General features: G+C 51.7%; 18 protein-coding genes. 13 read left to right on the forward strand and 5 right to left on the reverse strand.

From position 1 onward, the window contains the following. Nucleotides 1–20 precede the first annotated feature (20 nt). Complete coding sequence (locus tag V6U78_RS00475) at nt 21–1043, reverse strand: porin (RefSeq protein ID WP_405335958.1); 1023 nt, start codon at nt 1041–1043, stop codon at nt 21–23. A 292-nt stretch (nt 1044–1335) separates the two neighbouring features. Between V6U78_RS00475 and V6U78_RS00480 the strand changes: the two genes are divergently transcribed. The 10 genes from V6U78_RS00480 (at nt 1336) to V6U78_RS00525 (ending at nt 10462) form a co-directional block, all read left to right on the forward strand. Beyond that, entirely contained in the window at nt 1336–1845 is a 510-nt protein-coding gene (locus tag V6U78_RS00480; protein WP_405335960.1) for a GspH/FimT family pseudopilin, read from the forward strand. Then, nucleotides 1845–2288, forward strand: coding sequence for a type IV pilus modification protein PilV (gene pilV / locus V6U78_RS00485; protein WP_405335963.1), 444 nt, complete (start codon nt 1845–1847; stop codon nt 2286–2288). Before V6U78_RS00480 ends, pilV (V6U78_RS00485) begins: the two co-directional genes overlap by 1 nt. Next, nucleotides 2285–3358, forward strand: a complete 1074-nt coding sequence (locus tag V6U78_RS00490; protein WP_405335966.1) for a PilW family protein — start codon at nt 2285–2287, stop codon at nt 3356–3358. The genes pilV (V6U78_RS00485) and V6U78_RS00490 overlap by 4 nt, the downstream gene beginning before the upstream one ends. After that, nucleotides 3355–3888: a pilus assembly PilX family protein gene (locus V6U78_RS00495; RefSeq protein WP_405335969.1), complete on the forward strand. Its 534-nt coding sequence runs from the start codon at nt 3355–3357 to the stop codon at nt 3886–3888. The genes V6U78_RS00490 and V6U78_RS00495 overlap by 4 nt, the downstream gene beginning before the upstream one ends. An 11-nt stretch (nt 3889–3899) precedes the next feature. Next, on the forward strand, nt 3900–7223 hold the full coding sequence (locus tag V6U78_RS00500) for a pilus assembly protein (protein WP_405335972.1): 3324 nt from the start codon (nt 3900–3902) through the stop codon (nt 7221–7223). Next, nucleotides 7220–7495 (forward strand): hypothetical protein, encoded by a 276-nt coding sequence (locus V6U78_RS00505; protein WP_405335975.1) that lies wholly within the window; start codon nt 7220–7222, stop codon nt 7493–7495. Before V6U78_RS00500 ends, V6U78_RS00505 begins: the two co-directional genes overlap by 4 nt. Nucleotides 7496–7592: 97 nt before the next feature. Next, nucleotides 7593–8141 (forward strand): pilus assembly FimT family protein, encoded by a 549-nt coding sequence (locus V6U78_RS00510; RefSeq protein ID WP_405335978.1) that lies wholly within the window; start codon nt 7593–7595, stop codon nt 8139–8141. Continuing rightward, on the forward strand, nt 8138–8614 hold the full coding sequence (gene pilV, locus V6U78_RS00515; protein WP_405335981.1) for a type IV pilus modification protein PilV: 477 nt from the start codon (nt 8138–8140) through the stop codon (nt 8612–8614). The genes V6U78_RS00510 and pilV (V6U78_RS00515) overlap by 4 nt, the downstream gene beginning before the upstream one ends. After that, entirely contained in the window at nt 8604–9239 is a 636-nt protein-coding gene (locus V6U78_RS00520) for a PilW family protein (protein WP_405335984.1), read from the forward strand. Before pilV (V6U78_RS00515) ends, V6U78_RS00520 begins: the two co-directional genes overlap by 11 nt. A gap of 17 nt (nt 9240–9256) precedes the next feature. Beyond that, nucleotides 9257–10462, forward strand: a complete 1206-nt coding sequence (locus tag V6U78_RS00525; protein WP_405335987.1) for a hypothetical protein — start codon at nt 9257–9259, stop codon at nt 10460–10462. 51 nt (nt 10463–10513) lie between these two features. Here V6U78_RS00525 and V6U78_RS00530 read toward each other — a convergent pair whose 3' ends face one another. After that, nucleotides 10514–12703 (reverse strand): YgiQ family radical SAM protein, encoded by a 2190-nt coding sequence (locus V6U78_RS00530; RefSeq protein ID WP_405337066.1) that lies wholly within the window; start codon nt 12701–12703, stop codon nt 10514–10516. Nucleotides 12704–12935: 232 nt separating this feature from the next. Between V6U78_RS00530 and V6U78_RS00535 the strand changes: the two genes are divergently transcribed. Continuing rightward, complete coding sequence (locus V6U78_RS00535; protein ID WP_405335990.1) at nt 12936–13481, forward strand: hypothetical protein; 546 nt, start codon at nt 12936–12938, stop codon at nt 13479–13481. 59 nt (nt 13482–13540) lie between these two features. Here V6U78_RS00535 and V6U78_RS00540 read toward each other — a convergent pair whose 3' ends face one another. After that, nucleotides 13541–14593: a DUF3943 domain-containing protein gene (locus V6U78_RS00540; protein WP_405335993.1), complete on the reverse strand. Its 1053-nt coding sequence runs from the start codon at nt 14591–14593 to the stop codon at nt 13541–13543. An 844-nt stretch (nt 14594–15437) separates the two neighbouring features. Here V6U78_RS00540 and V6U78_RS00545 point away from each other — a divergent pair. Further along, nucleotides 15438–18269 carry a valine--tRNA ligase gene (locus tag V6U78_RS00545; RefSeq protein WP_405337068.1) on the forward strand — a complete coding sequence of 944 codons (2832 nt, stop codon included), beginning with the start codon at nt 15438–15440 and terminating at the stop codon, nt 18267–18269. A gap of 133 nt (nt 18270–18402) precedes the next feature. Then, nucleotides 18403–20244, forward strand: coding sequence for an SLC13 family permease (locus V6U78_RS00550; protein WP_405335995.1), 1842 nt, complete (start codon nt 18403–18405; stop codon nt 20242–20244). Nucleotides 20245–20357: 113 nt separating this feature from the next. Here V6U78_RS00550 and V6U78_RS00555 read toward each other — a convergent pair whose 3' ends face one another. Beyond that, nucleotides 20358–20657, reverse strand: a complete 300-nt coding sequence (locus V6U78_RS00555; RefSeq protein ID WP_405335998.1) for a DUF7352 domain-containing protein — start codon at nt 20655–20657, stop codon at nt 20358–20360. Nucleotides 20658–20725: 68 nt separating this feature from the next. Further along, nucleotides 20726–21634: a LysR family transcriptional regulator gene (locus tag V6U78_RS00560; protein WP_405336001.1), complete on the reverse strand. Its 909-nt coding sequence runs from the start codon at nt 21632–21634 to the stop codon at nt 20726–20728. Nucleotides 21635–21705: the final 71 nt, after the last annotated feature.

The raw sequence follows: 21705 nt of genomic DNA on the forward strand, positions 1-21705 counted from the left end.
AACCTTCCTTGGTCTGGCGCTTACCAGCTCAGGCGTGCGCCGACAGTAAAGTTGGTCTGGTCACCAATTTTCGAGTTGTCTTCGTTACCTCTGGCGATTTCAGCATAGGCGCGGAAGTTGCTGGTGAACTTGTAGTTTGCGCCCAGGCCGAAATCAATACCACTTTCTTGGCCACTACTAGATACTTCAACGTCACCATCTTTCACAACAACCCAGCTATCATGCCATGTGGCAGCGGCATAAATATCACCTTGGCCATAATTGTAAGAGAGTCCTAAGCCTGCACTGCGTGATTCTCCAGAGGTTTCAAGCAGCACAGAAGCAGTCAGCGCATCAAGGCGATAGGTCGCACTCAAACCGATGACAGGATCATACTCGTTGCCATCATTGACCAGGCCAGCGCCTGTGTCTTCGTTGTTTTGGTCAACAGCGAGCGCCAACGTCAGGTTGTCTATGCCTGTGTATTGGACATAGGCTTGCAGGTTCCACTCTTCGTCATCATTGTTTGCGCCAACATTGGCATAATGACGTGCTGCCAAGCCTAAGCGTAGGCCGCCTAGGTCCGCTGTTTCAAAAGCGAGTGTATCGCCACGCGCACGATCACCGCCTTCAACAAGGGCGCGGTAGCCATCTTCTTCAAAAAGATCCAGCACGCTAGAAACGGCTGAGAAGTAGATGCCGTCAAAGTTACCAACAGTCACCTTACCCCAACCACCTTGTAAACCGATATAGGTGTTGCGTAGATCATTAAAGATGCGATCGTCACCAGTGTTGCGTCCACGGCGGCGCTCATCGGCTTCAAAACGGAATTCAGCACGGCCAAAAGCAGTCAAGTTGTCATTAATGGTGTGGGTAACGCGAAAACCGAAGCGCGAACCATTGTTTTGAATCTCGTTATCGCCATCATCATTTTTCAGCTGCAGTTGAATGCGGCCATAGTGATCAAAGCGCAGACTGTCATTCTGGAACAGAGTGACTGCTTGGGCTGAACCAGCAACAAGGCTGGTCGCGATAGCAGAAGCAAGCAGGGTTTTTTTCATCATGAGATCTCTTTCAAAGCGAATTGAAGGACAACTCTGGTCGAGTCAGAGTCAAGGTGAGCAGACGGGCCTGCTGCACTGAAGCGGATAGTAGAAAGTGATCGTGACGAATGAATGAATAGCTGATGACTAAGCAATGAACAGATGGTGAGAGGGATTTTGTGCCTTGCCTCAATCGAGGCTGATGAAGGCTAGGCTCCACTTACTGACCTTTGATATGAGACAAGTGACAGAGTATTTTTTATGTGACAATATGTATCAGAAGTCGTTTGAAACGCTTTTTCTGGAAAACGCCATGTCGAAAATGCGCCGGTTGCCTCTTGCTCAGTGCCAAGCAGGGGTAGGATTAATCGAGATACTCGTTGTATTGCTGATCTTGGGGATCACTTTCGGCGTGGCGGTGCCTGTCTATCAGCGCCAAGTTGAGCAGCTGCGCGTCAAATCTGCTGCGCAAGAGGTCCTGTTAAGTTTAAGGCTGGCGCGTTCCGAAGCCGTTCGCACTCGTCAGCAGGTGAGCCTTTGTGCCTTAGGTCAAGGTGTGTGTGCCCCAACGGCAACCTGGCAACAGGGGTGGCGTATGGAGCTGGCGACACCAGCGCACCCACGACGACGTGACTGGTCTCTGGCACCGGATGTGTCGATAGAAGCGGGCGCTGGGCGTGTGGTTTTTAATGCCCAAGGCGCTTTAGAGACAGGCAGCAGCCAGGCTTTGCGTGTTGTTGGCCCGCAGGCGGCACGTTGTGTTGTGATATCGCCGATGGGGCATAGTCGTTTGGTGGCATGTCAGCAGGGAGGCGCAGGCTAATGCGAGTAGAAGGCAGAAGTCCACAATGGAGTGAGCAAGGCGCCTCCTTAATTGAGGTGCTGGTAGCGCTGGTGATTCTGACTGTTGGCGTGTTGGGTGTGCTGGCGATGTTCAGTGCTTCTTTTGCGAGTCACTATGCCGCCTACCATCGCTCGCAGGCGGTTTTTTATGCTCAGGATTTAATTGATCGCGCACGCGCTTGGCAGCAAGATCTCAATCAGTATCAGTTCGCGCTTGGCGATGCTCAATGCGCTCCTCCAGTAGCCAGTATTCAAAATGCAAAGGCAGATCGAGATGCTTGGTTGGCTGCGCTCGGTTGTGCCTTACCTGGTGCACAGGCCAGAATCCAAGTTGGTGTTGAGCAGCAGCTTGAAGTTAAGATTAGTTGGCGCTCAGGGCCTTTGCAGCGTCCTACCTCAGTTCAACTGGTGACGCAGCTATGAAAAAAAATCGTCGCCCCTCCTTCTTTTCTACAGGTTTGACACTGGTCGAAATGTTAGTGGCGCTACTTATCGGCGTGATTTTAATGCTGGCCTTGGTCTCACTCTTTAATCAATCCACTCGACAAACTGCCCAGCTTGAAGCACGAGGCTATGTGGCTGAGGCTGGGCGCTATGCGTTGGATTTACTGGCACAGGATGTCCGTCAAGCAGGTAGCTGGGGATGCTTAGGTACTGACTTTGATATGACGGATGCTGCTCTGACTTTTCCAGAGCGTTATTGGAATCATGGTGTTAAGGTTTTTCATCCGAGTGTCGCTGCCTCATGGAATCATTTGCCAGAAATCGTGCGCCAAGTTGCCGTGGCGGATCAAAGCCTGCTGTTCATCAGTGGCGCTCGAGATACAGGTGTGCGTCTGACAGGGCGAAATCATGGTCGTCTGACTGGTCAGGCCCAGGTTTGGAAGGGCTTCTTAACCGGTTTGAATCCTGGAAACACCTTGCTGCTCGTCAATAGTCAGTGTGAAGACGGTATTGTATTGCATCTGGACCAGTTTACGAGTGGCGATGAAGATGAAGAAGACTCTTTGCAGGTCGATCTACCCGAAGATGAGTGGCCTGAGTGGTTAGGTCAGACAATTGGCCAAGATCAAATCAACCAAGATCGTGGTAGTCAGGTCTATCGCATCGAAAGTCGCCTGTATTTTATTGGTGAGCATGCTGGATCACGCTGGTTGATGCGTTGGCAGGCAGGTGCTGCGCAGGTTGAGCCTCTCGTTGAAGGGATTGAGCAGCTATTCTTTCTACTGGGACAAAAAAAATCGCAAAGACTCGCCAGCTATATTTATGAGCAGTATACCGAGGATTCACCGATCACCAGCTGGACTGAAGCTGATTGGCAGCAGGTTGGTGCACTACAAGTAAATCTGTTAGTTGCTGCACCTCAGGTGATTGCTGGCGTCAATCATAGTCCTATTGTTTTTCGCCCCAACAGCCCCGCTGTGTCTCTACCAGGGCGTGAAGCCTCTGTTTATCGCATGACTACAGCCCTCAGAGGGAGATTGGCACGATGAGCGTAAAAAAATCTCAGCAGGGTTATGCGTTGATTATGGTTTTATTTATCCTAGTTGCCGTGACGCTCTTTGGTTTAACGAGCGTCCAAGATGCGAGCCTGCAACTGCAGATGAGTCAAAACCAGCAGGACTATCAGCGTGCCTTTCAAGCTGCAGAGGCGGCCTTGCGCTATGGTGAGCGGCTAGTGGCTGAATCCCGCTCTTCTTATACCGCATCACCTGACTTGCCTGATGTCCACGCTTGGCCAGTCACTAATGCCTGGGCTATTAAGGTGGGATTAAAACTTAGCGACGTAAATAGTGACGATAATTGCGACGTAAATAGTGACGAAAAAAACGACTTTTTATTAAAGTGCGCACCCCGGGTGGTGATTAGTCAGCCCACGCTGCGTGTCCTTGGTAGTAATGCGACAGGCAGCTTTTGCGAGCGCTTATATCCCATTACCAGTTTTGCTGTGGGTGAGCAGATAGAAACGCGCGTGGTACTGCGTGCTTATTATGCCATTATTGATGATTGCTTTATTGAGTAGGAGCCGGACAGATGAATAGGATATTGCTGCCCCTTGTGTGCTGCCTCTTTGCACCCGCCTATGCGAATGTCGATGTCGCGCCAATTCCGTTGGATGCGATGAGAGATGTGCCGCCCAATATTCTGTTGATCGTTGATAATTCCAATACGATGGTGGAGGGGGTGGATGGCCTCGTTGCTGCTGACTGTGAACCTTGGCGGGGTGAAACCTGTCTTGTTGGTGCATCTAGCCCTTTGAGTAAGTCAGAAATTATTCGTGGTGTGGCACGCCAGCTGGTGCGCGATTATGTTGGGCAGGTGAATCTAGGATTGATGGCTTATCAGCAGAATCCGCCTTCAACCAGTACGACCGACTGGAACAATCGAGTAATACGCGCTTGGATCGTGAATCGCCTTTATGCAGTGAGTTATAATCCGAATAATTATAATGCCAGCGAAGATTGTAGCTTTGATCTGAGCGATTGGGATACAGCGCAGCGTTGTTCACGCTTTAGTAATCCCAGTGAGCCTGGTCGTTATATTTATTATAATATCGGTGTGCCTGGTTATGCTTCAGGAAGTGATGCGCCTCAGCTAGTGACTCATGCTTATACCTTGAATTATGCTTCTGGATATAAAGATTCCCCTTTTAATTTTAATTTATTTGCATCTAAAGTCGGTACTCAGGACGGTAGTGGTAATTACAACCTATCTGGGTGTCGATGGGTTTGGGCGCTGGGTGCTAGGTTTATGGATTGTAATAATATGCCACCTGGCTACTCCTTATATATAGGAAGTACCAGTGGCGTTTTAAATGATAGTGCCCGTGCTCGTGGTGTGACTCATTGGGGTCAGCGTATGGCTGCTTTGTCTTTTAATACCCAGGAGTGGACCTCGCTTAGGTCTCCCGGCCTAGGTTATCTGCATACCCCTATTCGCTTGTTGGATGAGACCCAAGCCCATGCACTCAACCTCAAGCTCGCGCCAGTGCCAACAGCCTACCGTCAGAATATTACGACTGACGCGAGTCAACCGCTGATTAATGCGGGTCTCACGCCGTTAGAAGGTACGCTCTATACAGCACATGATTATTTTCGTGGTCATACAGAGTACTTTGGTGCTGAGCAAGGGCAAGGAAATGCAGAAACCCGCTTGCCAGAATCCTGCGGGGTGAATGCCGCTATTTGGCTGACTGATGGGATGCCATCGGTGGATCGTCAAGGCAATGCTTTAGGTAATAATCCAGATCGCGCATTGAATGATGCTGTGGCTGCGGCTGAGCGCTTACATCTAGGAGATCCTGATGATGAGAACAACAAGGTCGATCTTTATGTTGTTGGTTTTGCGATGCCGCCAACGGTTGATCCAGATTCCTTGCATCGTTTGGCGCGGGCTGGAGGCACGTCTCGTGCCTTTATGACCACAAATACGGCTGGCTTAAATGAAGCAATTCGCGGTATTTTTGGGCGGGTGATTCAGGAAGGAAGGCAAACAGCGACTTCGGCTGCGGTGAACTCCGGCCGTTTGACCAGCGATACCCTCGCCTTTTTATCTGGCTATCGACCCAGCGATTCATCTGGTGAGCTGATTGCCCAAAATCTTCAGACTGGACAGAGGGTTTGGGATGCCGAGCAGCGTCTGCGTAGCTCATCTGCCCCGCTTTTAGTGCAGGATGCAGAGCAGAATAGGCTTGTTGATTTACGCAGTGCAATGGCTCCTGCAGCGCTGTTTGAGGCTTTGAATCGCAATCCCTTAAGTGATCGTATTGATGGCTTAGCTCATGCGCGCATTCAGTGGCTTTTGGGTACAGAGGATACACAGCTTCGCTCACGCACTGTCGATGGTCAGCTGCGTTTGTTGGGTGGGATTGTCCACACGACCCCCGTCTATTCTGGTGGAGTGCATTATCGTGGCCAAGATAGCTTGCCTGGCGCGGAAGGTCGCCGCTTTTGGAACTATGCGCGTCAAGCTGAGAATAAAAGGCCGCTGCTGATAGCCGGTGCAAACGATGGCCAGATCTATGGATTTCGTGCGGATACTGGCCATCACCAATTCTCGATAATCCCTTCAGCCTTTTTGCAGGCAGAAGCCGAGCAGGCAGCGCCGATTAATCATTTGATGGACCCTCAATATCAACCACGCTTTTTAATGAATGGCGGACTGACTCTTGGTGATGCCTATATCAATGATCAATGGCAACGTATCCTGCTGGCCTCTTTAGGTCAGGGTGGGCGCAGTGTCGTGGCCTTCAATGTCAGTCGCTTAGAGCAGTCATCGACCAGAGCCACGGCGCGTTTATGGGAGTTTGAACATCCAGAGCTGGGCTTGGCCGTCAAAGAAGCACATAGCGTCCGTCTGGCGAATGGTCGCTGGGTTGCTGTTTTTGGCAATGGCGTGAATAGTGCCAGTCAGCAGGCTGGCTTGTTTGTTGTTGATCTTGCTACAGGCGAGCTGGTGCGCTTTCTGAGTACCGCTTCAGGTGGTGGGCAAGATCCGAATGGTATCTTAGCGATCACGCCTTCGACACAGGCGGAAGGCTCTTTAGTGGTGGATCGCATCTATGCAGGTGATTTGTACGGCCAAGTGTGGCGTTTTGATCTCAGCGCAACCAGCCCAGAAGATTGGCAGGCGGAGCGCTTATTCACAGCGACTACGGCGACTGGAGGGCGTCAGCCCATCACTGCTGCGCCAGAGGTGACACGTGATCGGCGGCTACCAGGACAGCGAATTATTTTGGTCGGTACAGGTAGCTTTTTCCGTACAGGTGATCGCGCTGATCAAACAACACAAAGCTTCTATGGCTTGTATGATGATGGACAGCGCACTAATGGACAACGCAGTCAGCTATTGCAGCAGCAGATTTTGTGGGAGCAGAGCCTGTCCCATGCAGATCAGCAGTATATTTTACGGGGGACGTCACAAAACACACCTACAGCCCAGCATCGTGGCTGGGTATTGGATTTAACTCAAACAGCTGGTGAGCGAGTCGTTTCTCAAGCGCATATCTCTGCAGGGGGAACAGGCCAGCGTGTCAGGTTTAATAGCCTTATCGTGAATGAACCTGTCAATATTTGTCAGGCCCCCTCGCGTTCAGGTTTTTTGTTTGAACTGGATCTGCTGAGTGGGGCTGCTTTAAGTGATTCACGCTTTGTGGTCACCGATGGTACGAATCTCGCTGACTTGTTAGAAAGTGGACGCCTAGCCTCTGCTATTAGCCATAACCAAGGGCAGGGTGCGGCAACAGTGCTAGAAACTGGCGCAGACTCTGAGGTCTTAGTGACAGGTGATGGGCAGTTGATTACCGTGACTTCTGACCCTCAATCAACCGGAAGACGGAGTTGGGAGCAGTTAAGATGAGACTCTTATTGATCGGCTTAGCCTTAGGGCTTTTCAGCCCTTGGGTCATGGCGTTGAGTTGGGTCAGTCATGATTGTGGCCAGATACAACGTATTGAAGCGCGTGAGCTGCGTGTGATCATCGATCAGCAGGTTTATATCATTGACCCTGCGCGTGCAGAACAGACCTTGCGCCGCTTAATTGCCTATCAGGGACAGCGTGTTTGTTTTGATTTAGAGCCAGGTGAGCGAGGTTTAGTGATCCAGCCGGAGAGTCTCGTGCGTGCTGAGTAAGTGCGCAGCTTTATCAACCTAGATCAATTTTCTGACACGTATTTTTGGCTAAACTTGACTACTAAGTACGGCTATTTGCTGGCAAGGAGGTCAAGTTATGCGCCGAATATCGATTCCCCACTCAGCGGCAAGGCAACGCGGTGTCAATCTCGTTGAGATTCTTGCTGTTTTGTTGATTGTCAGCTTGCTGGCGGGTGTGGCGTGGCCAGCCGGTCAAGGTATGATCAATCAAGCTGAATTACGTTCAGCGACCAATACTGCCTTTAATGCCTTGCTCTACACCCGTCATGAAGCGGCCCGCCTGCGCCAAACGGCTTACCTGTGTTTTATTCCGAGCACCAGTCAACCCACCTGTCAGTCTCAGTCGACAGGAACCTTGGGTGTTTTTGTAGAAAAGTCAGGAGAGGCAGATCGGCTAGTACAGGCTTTTGATCTTTCGGCTCAGGCCCGCCTGCACTTTGTTGGTATTCAGCACCCTTATAAAATTCACTTTGGTGAATTAGGGCAAAGAGAGCGCCTGACAGAGCAAAATGGCACCGCCTATTTGAATGTTGAGCTGGCTTCTGCCCAGCGCCATGTTGAAGTCTGCTATAACGGACGCATTCGTATCCGTGAGCAGCTCACCCAGAGTGAGTGTCAGGGATGAAGCACGCTCAGCAAGCGATACAACAAGGTTTTTCATTGATTGAAGTGCTGGTTGCGCTGCTGGTGGTGACACTTGGGTTGATGGGGCTGATCCTGACTCAAGGTCATCTGCAGCAGCAGGCTTTTTCCGCGCATCAGCGTAGTCTGGCCGGTTTTGCGGCGCAGGATTTGCAAGAGCGTTTGCGAGTTCAGGTTTGCTTTTTGCCCCAGTTAACAACAGATACAGCTTGGCAGCAGTTTATCGAGCGTCAAACCCGAGAATGGCGTGCCGCCCATCCCCAGTTAGCCGATTGGCCAGCGACCTGGGCTCCTGAGCCGCTGACTGGCGGCTTTCCTCAAACCGATCAGGTGCTTGAAAAAGCGCAAGAGCAAGGTTTTTGGAGTTTCGAACTCAGCCTTCACCCACCTCGTACCGCGGCGCCTGTAATGCAACGTCTACTTGTTGAATATCGGGAAGTGTGCCATGTCAGCTAGACAAGATCAGCAGCTTGGATTGGGTCTGGTCGAGATGCTGGTGACGGCACTGATTGGCGGGATTCTGCTGGTTAGTATCGCCACGGCGATCAGTGCCATGACGCAAACACAAAACCGGATTGATGAGTATGAGCGCCTGCAAGAAAGCCTGCGCTTTGTCATCCATCTTGCTGGACGTAGTCTGCGCACTGCTGAGCAGCTGATTGAAGCACAAGACACCCATCTCACCATCCAACGCCGTGCAGAAAAAGATGGGGTGCTGGCTTGTACAGGAAAAGAAATGCCTAGGCGTGAAGAGTGGACAGAGCGTTTTGTGTTAGAGCAAGGGCAGCTGCGTTGTCGTGTTGAACAGACAGGTTATCCCGTCACAACTGAAACCCTTGCCTATGATCTAGCCGAGCTGGGCTGGCGCTATGCCGAGCATGATGCTGAGAACGAAGTACAGTGGGTCTCTGCGGATGAGATCACTGATCCTACAGCAGTCATTGGTGTGCAGATGATGATCCAATTCGCTGAGTCGGCTGTCCAACAGGCCAATAGACAGCATCAGCCAGCTCTGTTGCATCATCAGCGTGTCTTGGTGTTGCGCCATGCCCTCGCGCGTCAGCTGGATTCTAGCGATTAAATAGCACGGAGCGCCTCATGCAAGGAAAAGAAACCCAACAGGGCTATGTACTGGCCTTCTCACTGATCTTACTGGCTTTTGCGAGCATTATTTTGATCTCTGCTCTGGAGCGTACTGGTATCGAAAAGCGGATTGCTACCAGTGAGCTGCATCGTGCCACGCTAGAAGCAGCAGCTGAGGCGGGAATACATGATTTTATGATTGCCGTCAGAGAGTTTAGTGTCCGGAATAAGTATACAGATGGGGATGCATATTGCACTGAGCTTAAAAAAGGGATAGGTGATTTTGATACTGATGAGTTGACAGTCTTTTTTAATGAGTATTTGCCTAGTGGAATGCAGGAAACACGCATGGGATTAGGCTCAAAAGATGAGCCAGTTGTTTTTATGGAAGAGCCTCGTATATTTTGGTATTTGAGTAAGCCTAACTGCGAGGAAGAAGGTGTTTTTAGTATGTTGATTCATGCTGAGCAAAACGAAAGGCACATTGTTAGCTCACTGAATATTAAAGTAAGCATCGATTTTGCACGTGAGTATAGTGCGAGTTTCCCGCCTGAGCTAGAAGAAGCGCTGGGCCGCTTTGCAGATTATACGCTAGCGGCTGGGGGCGCTGGTTTTACTGCTAACGGCCAAAGAGAGTATCACGGTAAAGTAGGATCTGGCGGTCCCTTGATTCTGAATGGCTCTTCTTTAGTTAATGGTAGTACGAATCATGAGGAGCAAATTGAACAAATCAGTGATTGGGTAACAATGCCGCATCCTGGATCAAGTACTAGCCACACGCATTTTACGGGCTTCACAGACAGTATTCGGGTGTACGCAGCACAAGGTAAAAGGGGCGTTATTGAGCAGTGCCACTCAAGCGATATTCCACCGGGAACGCGTTATATTTATTGTCCTGGAAATTTTGGGGGTGATATCCATGATGGCCTCAATAACTTGGTCATCGTGGCTACTGGTAATGTCAATGTGCCTAAGATAGTCAATGAAGGTGTTAGCCTTTCTATTGTAACTAATGGGAATGTGACGCTTGACGTTGAGCCAGCACGCAGTTTGTCAGGGGGCGTTATTTGGGCCGCTGGCACCGTGACGCTGAATGGCGGGCCTCAATTTGAGACAGGGATAGTTGCGCTGGGTAGTATCACGATCAATGGTGGTGGCTTTAACAATCCGCGACCTGACCCTAGGTTTGTACCTGTTTTACACATTGACTTCGAATACTAAAAAGCAGGGCCCAAGCCCTGCTTTCCATCACTGCTGTTTCTACCCGTTGGCCTAGCGCGCTTTGCGACTGACGGGGCCTTTCTTCTTGCCCTTGCTTGTTGCCTGCTGACTTCTTGGCGGTAGTCCAGTGTGCTGCGTTAACACAGCTTGGCTGCGCTGACGTTGCTGGCCTTGTGCTGTGCCCTTGATTGGATCGGTGGGCGGAATCAAGTGCTTCTTGCCATAGCCAATCAGGTCGGCGCGCCCCATGTTTTTTAACGCATCGCGCAGTAAAGGCCAGTTTTTAGGATCATGGTAGCGTAAAAAGGCCTTGTGCAGGCGGCGCTGGCGCTCTCCCTTGACGATCCCCATCTTCTCGCTCTTATAGTTCACCTGGCGCAGCGGGTTGCGCTCAGAGTGATACATAGCAGTGGCAGTGGCCATCGGAGAAGGGTAAAAAGCTTGGACTTGATCAGCACGAAAGCCATTGCGTTTGAGCCACAGCGCCAGATTCATCATATCTTCATCGCTGGTGCCTGGGTGGGCCGCAATAAAGTAGGGAATCAAATACTGTTCTTTACCGGCTTCTTTCGAGAACTGATCAAAGAGTTGTTTAAAGCGGTCATAGCTCCCAATACCTGGTTTCATCATCTTCGAGAGAGGCGCTTCTTCGGTATGCTCTGGAGCAATTTTGAGGTAGCCACCCACATGATGGGTTACCAGCTCCTTGATATATTCTGGTGATTCCACGGCCAAGTCATAACGCAGTCCTGAAGCGATCAAGACTTTCTTAACGCCCGGAAGCTTGCGCGCAGCCCGATACAGCTCAATCAATGAGGAGTGGTCCGTATTGAGATTCTGGCAGATGGTTGGATAGACGCAGGCAGGTTTGCGGCAGGCCGCCTCGATTTCTGGGCTTTTGCAAGCTAGGCGGTACATATTCGCAGTGGGACCACCTAAGTCAGACACCACACCAGTAAAGCCCTTGACCTGATCACGCATCGCCTCGATTTCGCGGATAATCGAATCCTGCGAGCGGCTTTGAATAATCCGTCCTTCATGCTCGGTAATCGAGCAAAAAGTACAGCCACCAAAGCAGCCACGCATGATATTGACTGAAAAGCGGATCATTTCCCAAGCGGGTAAGCGCGCATCGCCATAGGCTGGATGCGGGGCACGGGCATAGGGTTGATCAAAAACAGCATCCATTTCTTCGGTTGTCAGCGGAATAGGCGGCGGGTTGATCCATAGATCCTGAACACCGTGTTTTTGTACTAAAGCACGCGCATTGCCTGGATTGGTCTCAAGGTGCAGGACACGGTTGGCATGGGCATAGAGAACAGGATCTCTGGCGACCTTCTCAAAGCTCGGCAGCCGAATCACACTCTGATCACGAAGTTCGCCACGGATCTGCTTTTCGAGCCGCTTGCGCTCAGCCGCCTGCTCAGGCGTTAACAGCTCCAAGGCCTGCTCGGTTTGTGGATCAAAACCAGGGTTCTGCTCTTGTACAGCGGCCAAGGTTTCTAAAGCCTCAGCAGTGGAGCCTTTTTGCTGCTCGACCGCACAGGCCTCTAGATCCTGAGTATTCACGTAGGGATTGATGATTTTATCCACACGGCCAGGGCGATCCACACGGGTCGAATCAATCTCAAGCCAGCCTGTTGGGGTATCTTGACGAATAAAAGCCGTACCACGTACATCAGTGATCTGCTCGATCAGCTCGCCCTGCGCAAGGCGGTGGCTGACTTCAACCAGCGCGCGTTCAGCATTGCCAAAGAGCAGCAAATCCGCCTTGGCATCCAATAAAATGGAGCGCCGTACTTTATCCTGCCAATAGTCATAGTGGGCAATGCGGCGCAGAGAGGCCTCAATGCCGCCGAGAACCACCGGCACATCCTTCCAGGCTTCTTTGCAGCGCTGGGTATAGACTATGCTGGCGCGATCAGGCCGCTTACCGCCCTCGCCACCCGGGGTGTAGGCATCATCGGAACGGATTTTACGCTCAGCGGTATAGCGATTGATCATCGAATCCATATTGCCAGCGGTGACACCAAAATAAAGCTCTGGCTTACCGAGGCGCATAAAGTCTTCTTTGCTGTGCCAATCGGGTTGGGCGATAATGCCGACCCGAAACCCTTGGGCTTCTAACGTTCGTCCGATGACGGCCATGCCGAAGGAAGGGTGATCGACATAGGCATCTCCTGTGACCAGAATAATGTCGCAGCGATCCCAGCCGAGCAGATCCATCTCTTCACGGCTCATTGGCAAAAAAGGTGCCGTGCCAAAGCACTCGGCCCAGTATTTGGGATAGTCAAAAATCAGGCGCTTGGGCCGTGGGGGCAGAATACGAGAAGAAGTCACAGAGCGATGTCCAGCAAAGAAGGGAGAAAAGAAGTTGATCTGGATCATTTTAGCTTAAAAGCAGGCATAAAGCAGTAAAAGTCGGTGGGCGCTGTATAGGTCACCGTGAGGTTGAAGATCACTGGAGTCAAATATGAACAGGTTGTGGTGGCGTATCGTCGGCGTCTTGGTGTTGCTCGGTTTGGGCCAGTCAGTTCAGGCCGCGCCGCAGCCCATGATGGGTGTACGCTGGTCGATGCAAGAAGCGCAGGTTGATGGCCTGCAAGACCAAACCAGTGGCAGTGCGGCCTTTATTTTGGGTGTCGCCGCAGAGCGTTATCGTATTTATGCCGATTTATCGCTACAAAGCTGGGATGATTTTAGCAGCGTGATGATGCTAGCGAACGCGGAAAAGCGCTGGCCTGTGCATCCTCGTCTTGCCCTGGTGGCTGGTGTGCATGGTGGTATTGTCGATTTTGAGCTGGATGGCCGTTTTGGGGCCAAAAAGTTTCAATCTGGCCCTGCTGCAGGTGTGCAGTTGGGCGGCCTTTGGCAGCTTGATACGGCTTGGCAGCTTGAGGTGGGATTACGTTGGACGCAGGTTTGGGTTGAGCAGACAGGCCGTATGGATGAGCAGGCCACCACCTATCGCTGGGAGGCGGCCTATGGTAGCTATATTCAGCTTGGTTATCTGTTTTAAGACACCTTTGATTCATGGCTGGGCTAGTGATGAACGCCTGCGCCAGGTGGTGTTGCAGATTAAAACAGCAGCTCGATTTGCAGCCCCATCCAGCTTTCATCAGCAAAATGCGGGCCTTGCTCTTGGGTCATGCCCAGCGGTGTGGATTGAATCACCCAGTAGGAGTTGGCCTCTTGAATCCAGCGGTGAGAGTCAAAATAGCGATTCATGCCTTCAGATAAGCGCCCAGCCGGATTGAGCAAAAACAACACCGCCTGCCCCAGTGCAGGCGAGCCTGCCACTTCTTTGTTGTTGGCCAGAATGCGCTGTTCCCAGATATAAAAGGCTTCACCGATCACTGAGCCGATCAGTGGGGTGATAATCAGATCCTGCTTGGAGGGAATTTCTGCCAGCGCCTCGATGCCCATTTCCCACCACAGGGCCGACATTAAAAAGGAATAGCCAAAGGATTCAAGCTGATTCAATCCTTGGTTACGCGCGACCATGTAATAAACGGCCCCAAAATAAGGGTGGCCGATATAGTTGATCACCCAGTCATCTTCATCCCAGACGGGGCCAGCCTGATTGTTTTCAATCCACTTATCGCCAAGCATGCCCGGCTTCATTTCACTGCGTTCCCAGTTTGAAATATCCTCTGGCAAGGCAAAAATCACCAGCATGATCCCGACAGACAAGATCGCGATATTGCGTGTTTCTTGTCCTAGGCCAGCAAAGCGTGGATCGCCTTCCCAGTGGATTGGGGTGAGATACTGATAGCAGCCTTCAACAGGAGCCTGCTCTCTGGCCTCGCGGCTGCGATGACAGCCGATCTGATCGATCCAGATCGGTCGTGTGGGCAAAAAAGGATTGGCGAGATCTTCTGTCAGCCAGCGGCAAGCGGGGGTATGGCAAGTCAGATCTGGTGTGGAGGTATCGCGAAAAAAAGGGGTAGATCTGCTCAGCTGATCTACAGGAGCAAAAAGGGCGTTGCTGGCAGGTGGCTGAGTGTGAAAGCGCACATCATGGGCCTGAACCGATGGGGCTATCCAGCTCACAAGGAAGACGAGCAGCGCCAAACGGAAGATCCAGGGGTGGCGTAAGAATAAAAACTGAGCGTAAAAGAAAATAGGCATGGGATGAGTGTACAGGCTTGATCAGGCTATCTTGATAAGACCATCTTGATAGGCAACAAGGTGCTTGTGAGCATCAGGCTTATACACTAGAAACTCAGTGCTGCACCAACAGGAGCGCATCATAGCACAGTGGGTGGGTTCAGCGTCAGGCGGGGTGTTGTTTTGGGATCTGGAGACACAAAAAATAAGGGCGACCTCGTGGGTCGCCCGTTATCTTCCTTGATCGCCGCTCCTTGCTTGTCTGATATCCTGATCAGAACTCTATGGCACTGTCCTCGCTTCCTTGCACCTGGCCTCCCTCGACTCTTCCTGAGCTGACTCCTTCCTGAGTCCTTGGCGGTTTCACTCCTTGGAAACCTGCGCATCCACTGCTCCTTGTCATCTTGTGCGTCCCTCGTCCTTGCTCCCTGATGACGTATGTAGAATAGAAGCCCTGAGCGCAAAATAAAAGAGGGGGGTAATGTGGCCTACAAAGAAGCGCAAAAAATAAATCTTTTATTAAACAGTGGGTTGCATCCTAAAATTGATATTGGTCAGGTCAGATACAGTATATTGCTGCTTTTATAGCGCAAGCATGTATGCAAATGCGTACAAAGCGTAGGTCGATTGATGACAGAGTAGGTCGCTTCTGGTCAGATGATCTTCAGTCTGTCTTGCGTTGACCCTCCCTTCAAGCATGGAAAACAGCTATAATCGCTCCTTTATGTCACCCTTGACGGCCTTGCCTGATCGCTTTTTTTGTTGCTGATCTGCGCCGCCCGTTGGGTGTTGCCAAGCGCTATGGCGACCTCTCTTTATTTCGCGATTAACGGATACACTGATGACCAGCAAACCTGAGCCTTCACTGGATAAGACCTACCAACCTGCCGATATAGAACAACGCTGGGCCAAAGAATGGGAAGAGCAGGGCTATTTCCGTCCTCGTGGTGAGGGCGAGGCCTACAGCATCATGATTCCGCCGCCAAACGTGACTGGCAGTTTGCATATGGGGCATGCGTTTCAGGACTCGATTATGGATACCCTGACACGTTGGCAGCGCATGCAGCAGAAAAATACCCTCTGGCAGGTCGGCACGGACCATGCTGGTATTGCGACGCAGATGGTGGTGGAGCGCAAGCTGGCGGCAGAAGAGGGCAAAACTCGTCATGATCTCGGGCGTGATCAGTTTCTTGAGAAGGTCTGGGAGTGGAAGGAAGAATCTGGCGGCACCATCACTCGCCAACTCCGTCGTTTAGGCGCTTCGGTTGATTGGGAGCGCGAGCGCTTCACTATGGATGAAGGCTTTTATCAGGCGGTGCAGGAGGTCTTTATCCGCCTGTATGACGAAGGCTTGATTTATCGTGGTAAGCGACTGGTGAACTGGGACCCTAAATTGCATACCGCGATTTCGGATCTGGAAGTCGAGAATAAAGAACAGCAAGGCCAGTTCTGGCACTTCCGTTACCCGCTGGCTGATGGTGTGAAAACCGCCGATGGCAAGGATTATCTGGTGGTGGCCACTACCCGTCCAGAAACCTTGCTCGGTGATACTTGTGTGGCGGTCAATCCTAAAGATGAGCGCTATGCCTCGGTGATTGGCAAGGAGATTATCCTGCCGCTGGTTGGGCGACGTATCCCCATCGTGGCCGATGAGCATGCCGAGATGGAAAAGGGCTCTGGCTGCGTTAAGATCACCCCTGCGCATGATTTTAATGACTATCAGGTTGGCAAGCGCCATCAGATGCCACTGATCAATGTGATGACCATCGATGCTGCGATTCGTGAACAGGCCGAAGTGTTTAATCTAGATGGCACGCCGAACGAAGAAGTGGATCCCACACTCCCCGCCCTCTTCCAGGGTTTAGATCGTTTTGCCGCACGCAAGAAGCTGGTTGCCGAAATGGACACGCTGGGCCTGTTGGAGCAGGTGGAAAGCATTCACAACACCCTGCCCTATGGTGACCGTTCTGGCGTCGTCATTGAGCCGCTGCTGACCGATCAGTGGTTTGTCAAAATTGCGCCCTTGGCGGAGCCAGCGATCAAAGCAGTTGAAGAAGGCCAGATCGAGTTTGTGCCCAAGCAGTATGAAAATATGTACTTTGCTTGGATGCGTGATATTCAAGACTGGTGTATCTCTCGCCAGTTGTGGTGGGGCCACCGTGTTCCAGCTTGGTACGATGAAAGCGGCAATATCTATGTGGCGCAGAGCGAAGAAGCCGTACGCCGCAAGTATAACCTTGGTGATGACGTCAGCCTCGAACAGGATAGCGATGTACTGGATACCTGGTTTAGCTCCGGCCTGTGGACTTTTGGCACGCTAGGCTGGCCAGAGAAGACGCCTGAGCTGGAGACCTTCCACCCCACGAATGTGCTGGTCACTGGCTTTGATATCATCTTCTTCTGGGTCGCTAGGATGATCATGCTGACGCTGAAGTTTACGGATCAGGTGCCCTTCAAAACGGTTTATGTGACGGGTTTGATCCGTGACGAGAATGGGCAGAAGATGTCCAAATCCAAAGGCAATGTGATCGACCCCTTGGATATGATTGACGGTATTGATCTGCCGAGCCTGCTGGAAAAACGCACCAGTGGCCTGATGCAGCCGCAGCTGGCAGAAAAAATTGCCAAGCAAACCGAAAAAACCTTCCCCGAAGGCATCGGTGCACATGGCACTGACGCGCTGCGCTTTACTCTGTTGGCAATGGCCTCGACAGGACGGGATATCAACTGGGATATGAAGCGTCTAGAGGGTTACCGTAATTTCTGTAACAAGATCTGGAATGCGGCGCGCTATGTGCTCAGTAATACCGAGGGAGAAGACTGTGGTCAGCAGCAAGGTGAAGTCGAGCTGACGCTGGCTGATCGCTGGATTTTGGCACGCTTGCAAGAAACCCAAGCCACCCTCACGCGCCATCTAGAAAACTACCGTTTTGATCTTGCCGCACAAACCTACTATGAGTTTGTCTGGAACGAATATTGCGACTGGTACTTAGAGCTGTCTAAGCCAGTGTTGTGGGATAAGCAGGCCAGTGCTGAGCGCTTACGCGGAACGCGCCGCACGCTGGTGCAGGTGCTGGAATCCATCCTGCGCTTGGGTCATCCGATGATGCCTTTTATCACCGAAGAAATCTGGCAGCGGGTTAAAGATCTGGCCGGTGTTAAAGGGGCCACGCTGATGCAAGCACCCTGGCCGCAATCTGATAACACGGCCAGCGATCAGGCCGCTGTGGCGGATATTGAATGGATGAAGCAGGTGATCCTGGCTGTGCGTGAGCTGCGTGCGATCAACAATATCCCGCCTGGACAGGCTCTGCCGGTGCTGATCCACAATGCCAGTGATGAGGATCAGCGTCGTTTAGAGGATCAGCGTGCTTCGTTACAAAAGCTGGCCAAGCTGGAATCGATTGCCTTGGCAGAAGAAGACCTACCCTTGAGCGCGATGCAGCTGGTTGGACAGATGGAAATCCACCTGCCTCTTGCGGGCTTTATCGATCAGGATGCGGAAATCGCGCGCCTGCAAAAAGAAATCGATAAGCTGGAGCAAGAAGTACAGCGTATCGAGGCCAAGCTCAGCAATGAGGCTTTTGTCAGTAAAGCCCCAGCGGCGGTGGTCGATAAGGAACGGGCGCGCAAGGTAGAAGCGGCCGCAGCCAGTGTGAAGCTGAAAGAACAGCAAGAGCAGCTACGTCAGCTCTAAATTTCTTTGCAGTATCTGCAACACGGCTCTCGTGACGACGAGGGCCGTGTTTGTGTCTGGCCCTTTTTTATGTGCCCATTTTTACGCTGCCATCGTTTTTGGCCTTTCCTTTGATCTCAACAAGAGACGCTTGATGAACACTGATCTTCTCATCACCCTTGGCTTGCTACTGACCTGTATCGTCATGTTCAGTCTCAATAAGCCCCGTATGGATATGGTTGGCCTGCTGGCGCTAATTGCCTTGCCACTGAGTGGCGTACTGACGCTAGAAGAAGCGTTGGGCGGCTTTAGCGAAGCCAGTGTGTTGATGATTGCTGGTCTTTTTGTGATCGGTGAAGGGCTAGTGCGTACTGGCGTGGCGTATCATCTGGGTGATTGGCTAGTCAAAGCGGCGGGGGCCAGTGAAATACGCCTACTGGTGCTGCTGATGCTGGCCGTTAATCTGCTTGGCTCGGTGATGAGTTCAACCGGTATTGTGGCGATTTTTATTCCTGTCGTGCTGGGTATCGCGCAGCGTTTACAGTTGCCAACCAGTCGCTTAATGATGCCGCTGGCTTTTGCGGCTTTGATCAGCGGCATGATGACTCTGGTGGCCACACCGCCGAATTTGATTGTGCATGCTGAATTGATGCGTCAGGGTTTTGAGGGCTTTCACTTTTTTGCCTTCGCTCCTGTGGGTGTGCTGGTGTTGCTGATGGCGATTCTCTATATGCTGGTGGCACGCCGCTGGTTACAGCCCCATGAGAGTGTGCAACCCAGTGGTGTTGAAGTCAGTCTGGATGATCTCGCCAAGCGTTATCAGTTGAGTCATCGAGAGCGCCGTCTGCGCGTATTGCCTGGCTCCCCCTTGGCTAATAAGCCGCTGAATCTTCTGTCTTTACGTCAAGAACACGGCATCAATATTATAGCGATCGAGCGCCGTCATCATTTACGCCAGCAATTGCTGATGGCCTCACCCAGCACCCTGCTGCATGAGAATGACCTGCTGCTGGTTGATCTGGCTGATCCCCAGCTGAGTAACCCGAGCCAGTTTGAGCAACTGGGATTGCTGCCTCTGCATCTGAATAACTCCTACTATGCCGAGCATCAGCACGAGCTGGGTCTGGCGGAAGTCGCGTTGCTGCCTGAATCCTCCTTACCGGGGCGCAGCATCTTGGAACTGGGTTTTCGCAGTCGCCATCGCTTGAATGTGGTGGGTCTAAGACGTCATGGCGAGCCTCTGCCCGGCATTTTTGTAGAAGAAAAACTCAAGCCCTCAGATACCTTGCTGGTAGCGGGTAGCTGGAAGGCGATTCAGCAACTCAGCCGCAGTCGTGACTATATTGTGCTGGGCCTGCCACGTGAGGCGGCATCAGAAGTGCCCAATGCCAGTAAAGCGCCTCTTGCGCTGTTGGCTTTAGCGGTGATGGTGGTGTTGATGGTCACTGGCTGGGTGCCGAATCTCTTGGCGGTGCTGATTGCCTGTGTCTTGATGGGGGCCTTTGGTTGCCTGAGTATGAACCGCGCTTATCAATCTATTCATTGGCCAAGTTTGGTGTTGATCGTGGGGATGCTGCCTTTTGCCACGGCCTTGCAAAAAACAGGTGGTATTCCGATGGCGGCTGAGGCTTTGGTGCAGCTGGCCGACCAACTGGGGCCACGAGGTTTGATGGCCGCGCTGTTTGTGCTGACCTCGGTAACCAGCCTTTTTATTTCCAATACCGCAACGGCGATTTTGCTCGCACCGATTGCGGTCAGCAGCGCCTTAACGCTGGATCTATCGCCCTATCCTTTTGCCATGACCGTAGCGATTGCTGCCTCGGCTGCCTTTATGACGCCTGTTTCTTCGCCGGTGAACACCTTGGTATTGAGTCCGGGTGGCTATCGCTTTACTGATTTTGTGAAGATCGGTGTGCCGCTGAGCTTGGCGGTGCTGGGCTTATCCGTGGTGGTGATACCCTGGCTTTTTCCCTTCTATCTCTCTGTTAGTCCTTAACCTGTCAGTCAGCCCCTAATCTGTCAGTTCATGCCTAGATCAATGTGCACAAAAAAGGCCAGCATCAAGCTGGCCAAAGAGCTGTGAACCTGAAGATGCAAACAGTGATGTGATTAGGCGGCGACAGAGACCAGTGCCTGCTGCGCACGATAGATGTGATAAGCCTCTGGCCCAAAATCATCTATCGCCGAGGCGAGATAATCAAACGATTTTGGGATTGCCTCGCCGGTACGAAACACGCGCAAAGCAATATTCTGCTCGGGCAGAGACAGATCCAGCGGCACTTCAATCCAGACAAAAACAGCTTTTTCAGTGACGAGATAGGCACTGTGAAGGACACGGTAGCCCTCACGCAGTTTAAGCTGATGCTGGGTATTGTCATGCTCTAAGCGATACTTGTGGACGGTTTTCATCTCGACCTCCTCTCAACTGAGCTGGTGTAGTCAGACTCTAGTCAATCCATAAACAGAAATAAACAGGTTTAATCTGCTCGATCATCTGGTTTTTTCGATGTATTGACCTGAAGGATTGCCTGAACACCCAAATGCTGAGTGCTGGCACGGCGTGACAGGGCATAGATCACATCCTTCACGCCATCCAAGCGAGCCAGCTCTTTGACTTGATACTGGCGACAGACTTCAGCGCGAATTGCCGCAGGCGCAGCAAAGAGCCCTTGTCCATGATGACCAAAAACCTTAATCAAGGCGCTGTCATCAATTTCAGCCACAAAGCCGGGTGTGATTTGATGCTGTTGAAACCAGAGCATTAGCTGCTGAAAGTAAGGCGTGGTATAGGAAGTGGCCAGTAAAGGCTGCTGGTGCAAACTAGCTGGAAAATCAGCCTTCAGGCGTGATGCAAGCGGCTCTGCGGCAAAAAGGCTGATAGGGCTGCGTAACAGCTCGGTGATCACCCAGTCGGTTTCTGTGATTGCTTGTGGGAGTTGATCCGTGAGCAGCACATCCAGGCGCTGCTTTTTGAGTGCCAGAATAAAATCACTGGTCTGCCCCGTATGGCAGCGTAAATGGATGGGGCGATCCAGCGACAAGGCAGGCTGAATCAGCTGGTAGGCAATCAGTTTATGGATAGAAGCCGCCACGCCGACTGTTAATTGAATCGGTGCTTGAGGCTCACGCTGCGTCCAGCCGGTTTCCATTTCTTCAGCCAGCGCAAAAATTTGTTCAGCATAGCGATAGAGCCATTGGCCTGAATCGGTCATCTGCAAGCGTCGATGCGCCCGCCGAAAAAGTGTCTGCCCAAGATGGGTTTCCAGAGAGGCCAGCTGGGCACTGAGTGTTTGCGGTGCCAAATCCAGCCGCTCGGCTGCCTGAGCGATCGAGCCCTCACGGGCGATCAACCAGAAGTAATGCAAGTGCTTAAGATTGATATTCATTACTATCTCTTGTGGGCACAATAAATAAACACAACTTATCATTTAGTTGACAAACAGTGTAAACAAAGAGA

Source organism: Marinospirillum alkalitolerans, from assembly GCF_045055655.1.
Taxonomy (GTDB): Bacteria; Pseudomonadota; Gammaproteobacteria; order Pseudomonadales; family Halomonadaceae; genus Marinospirillum; species Marinospirillum alkalitolerans.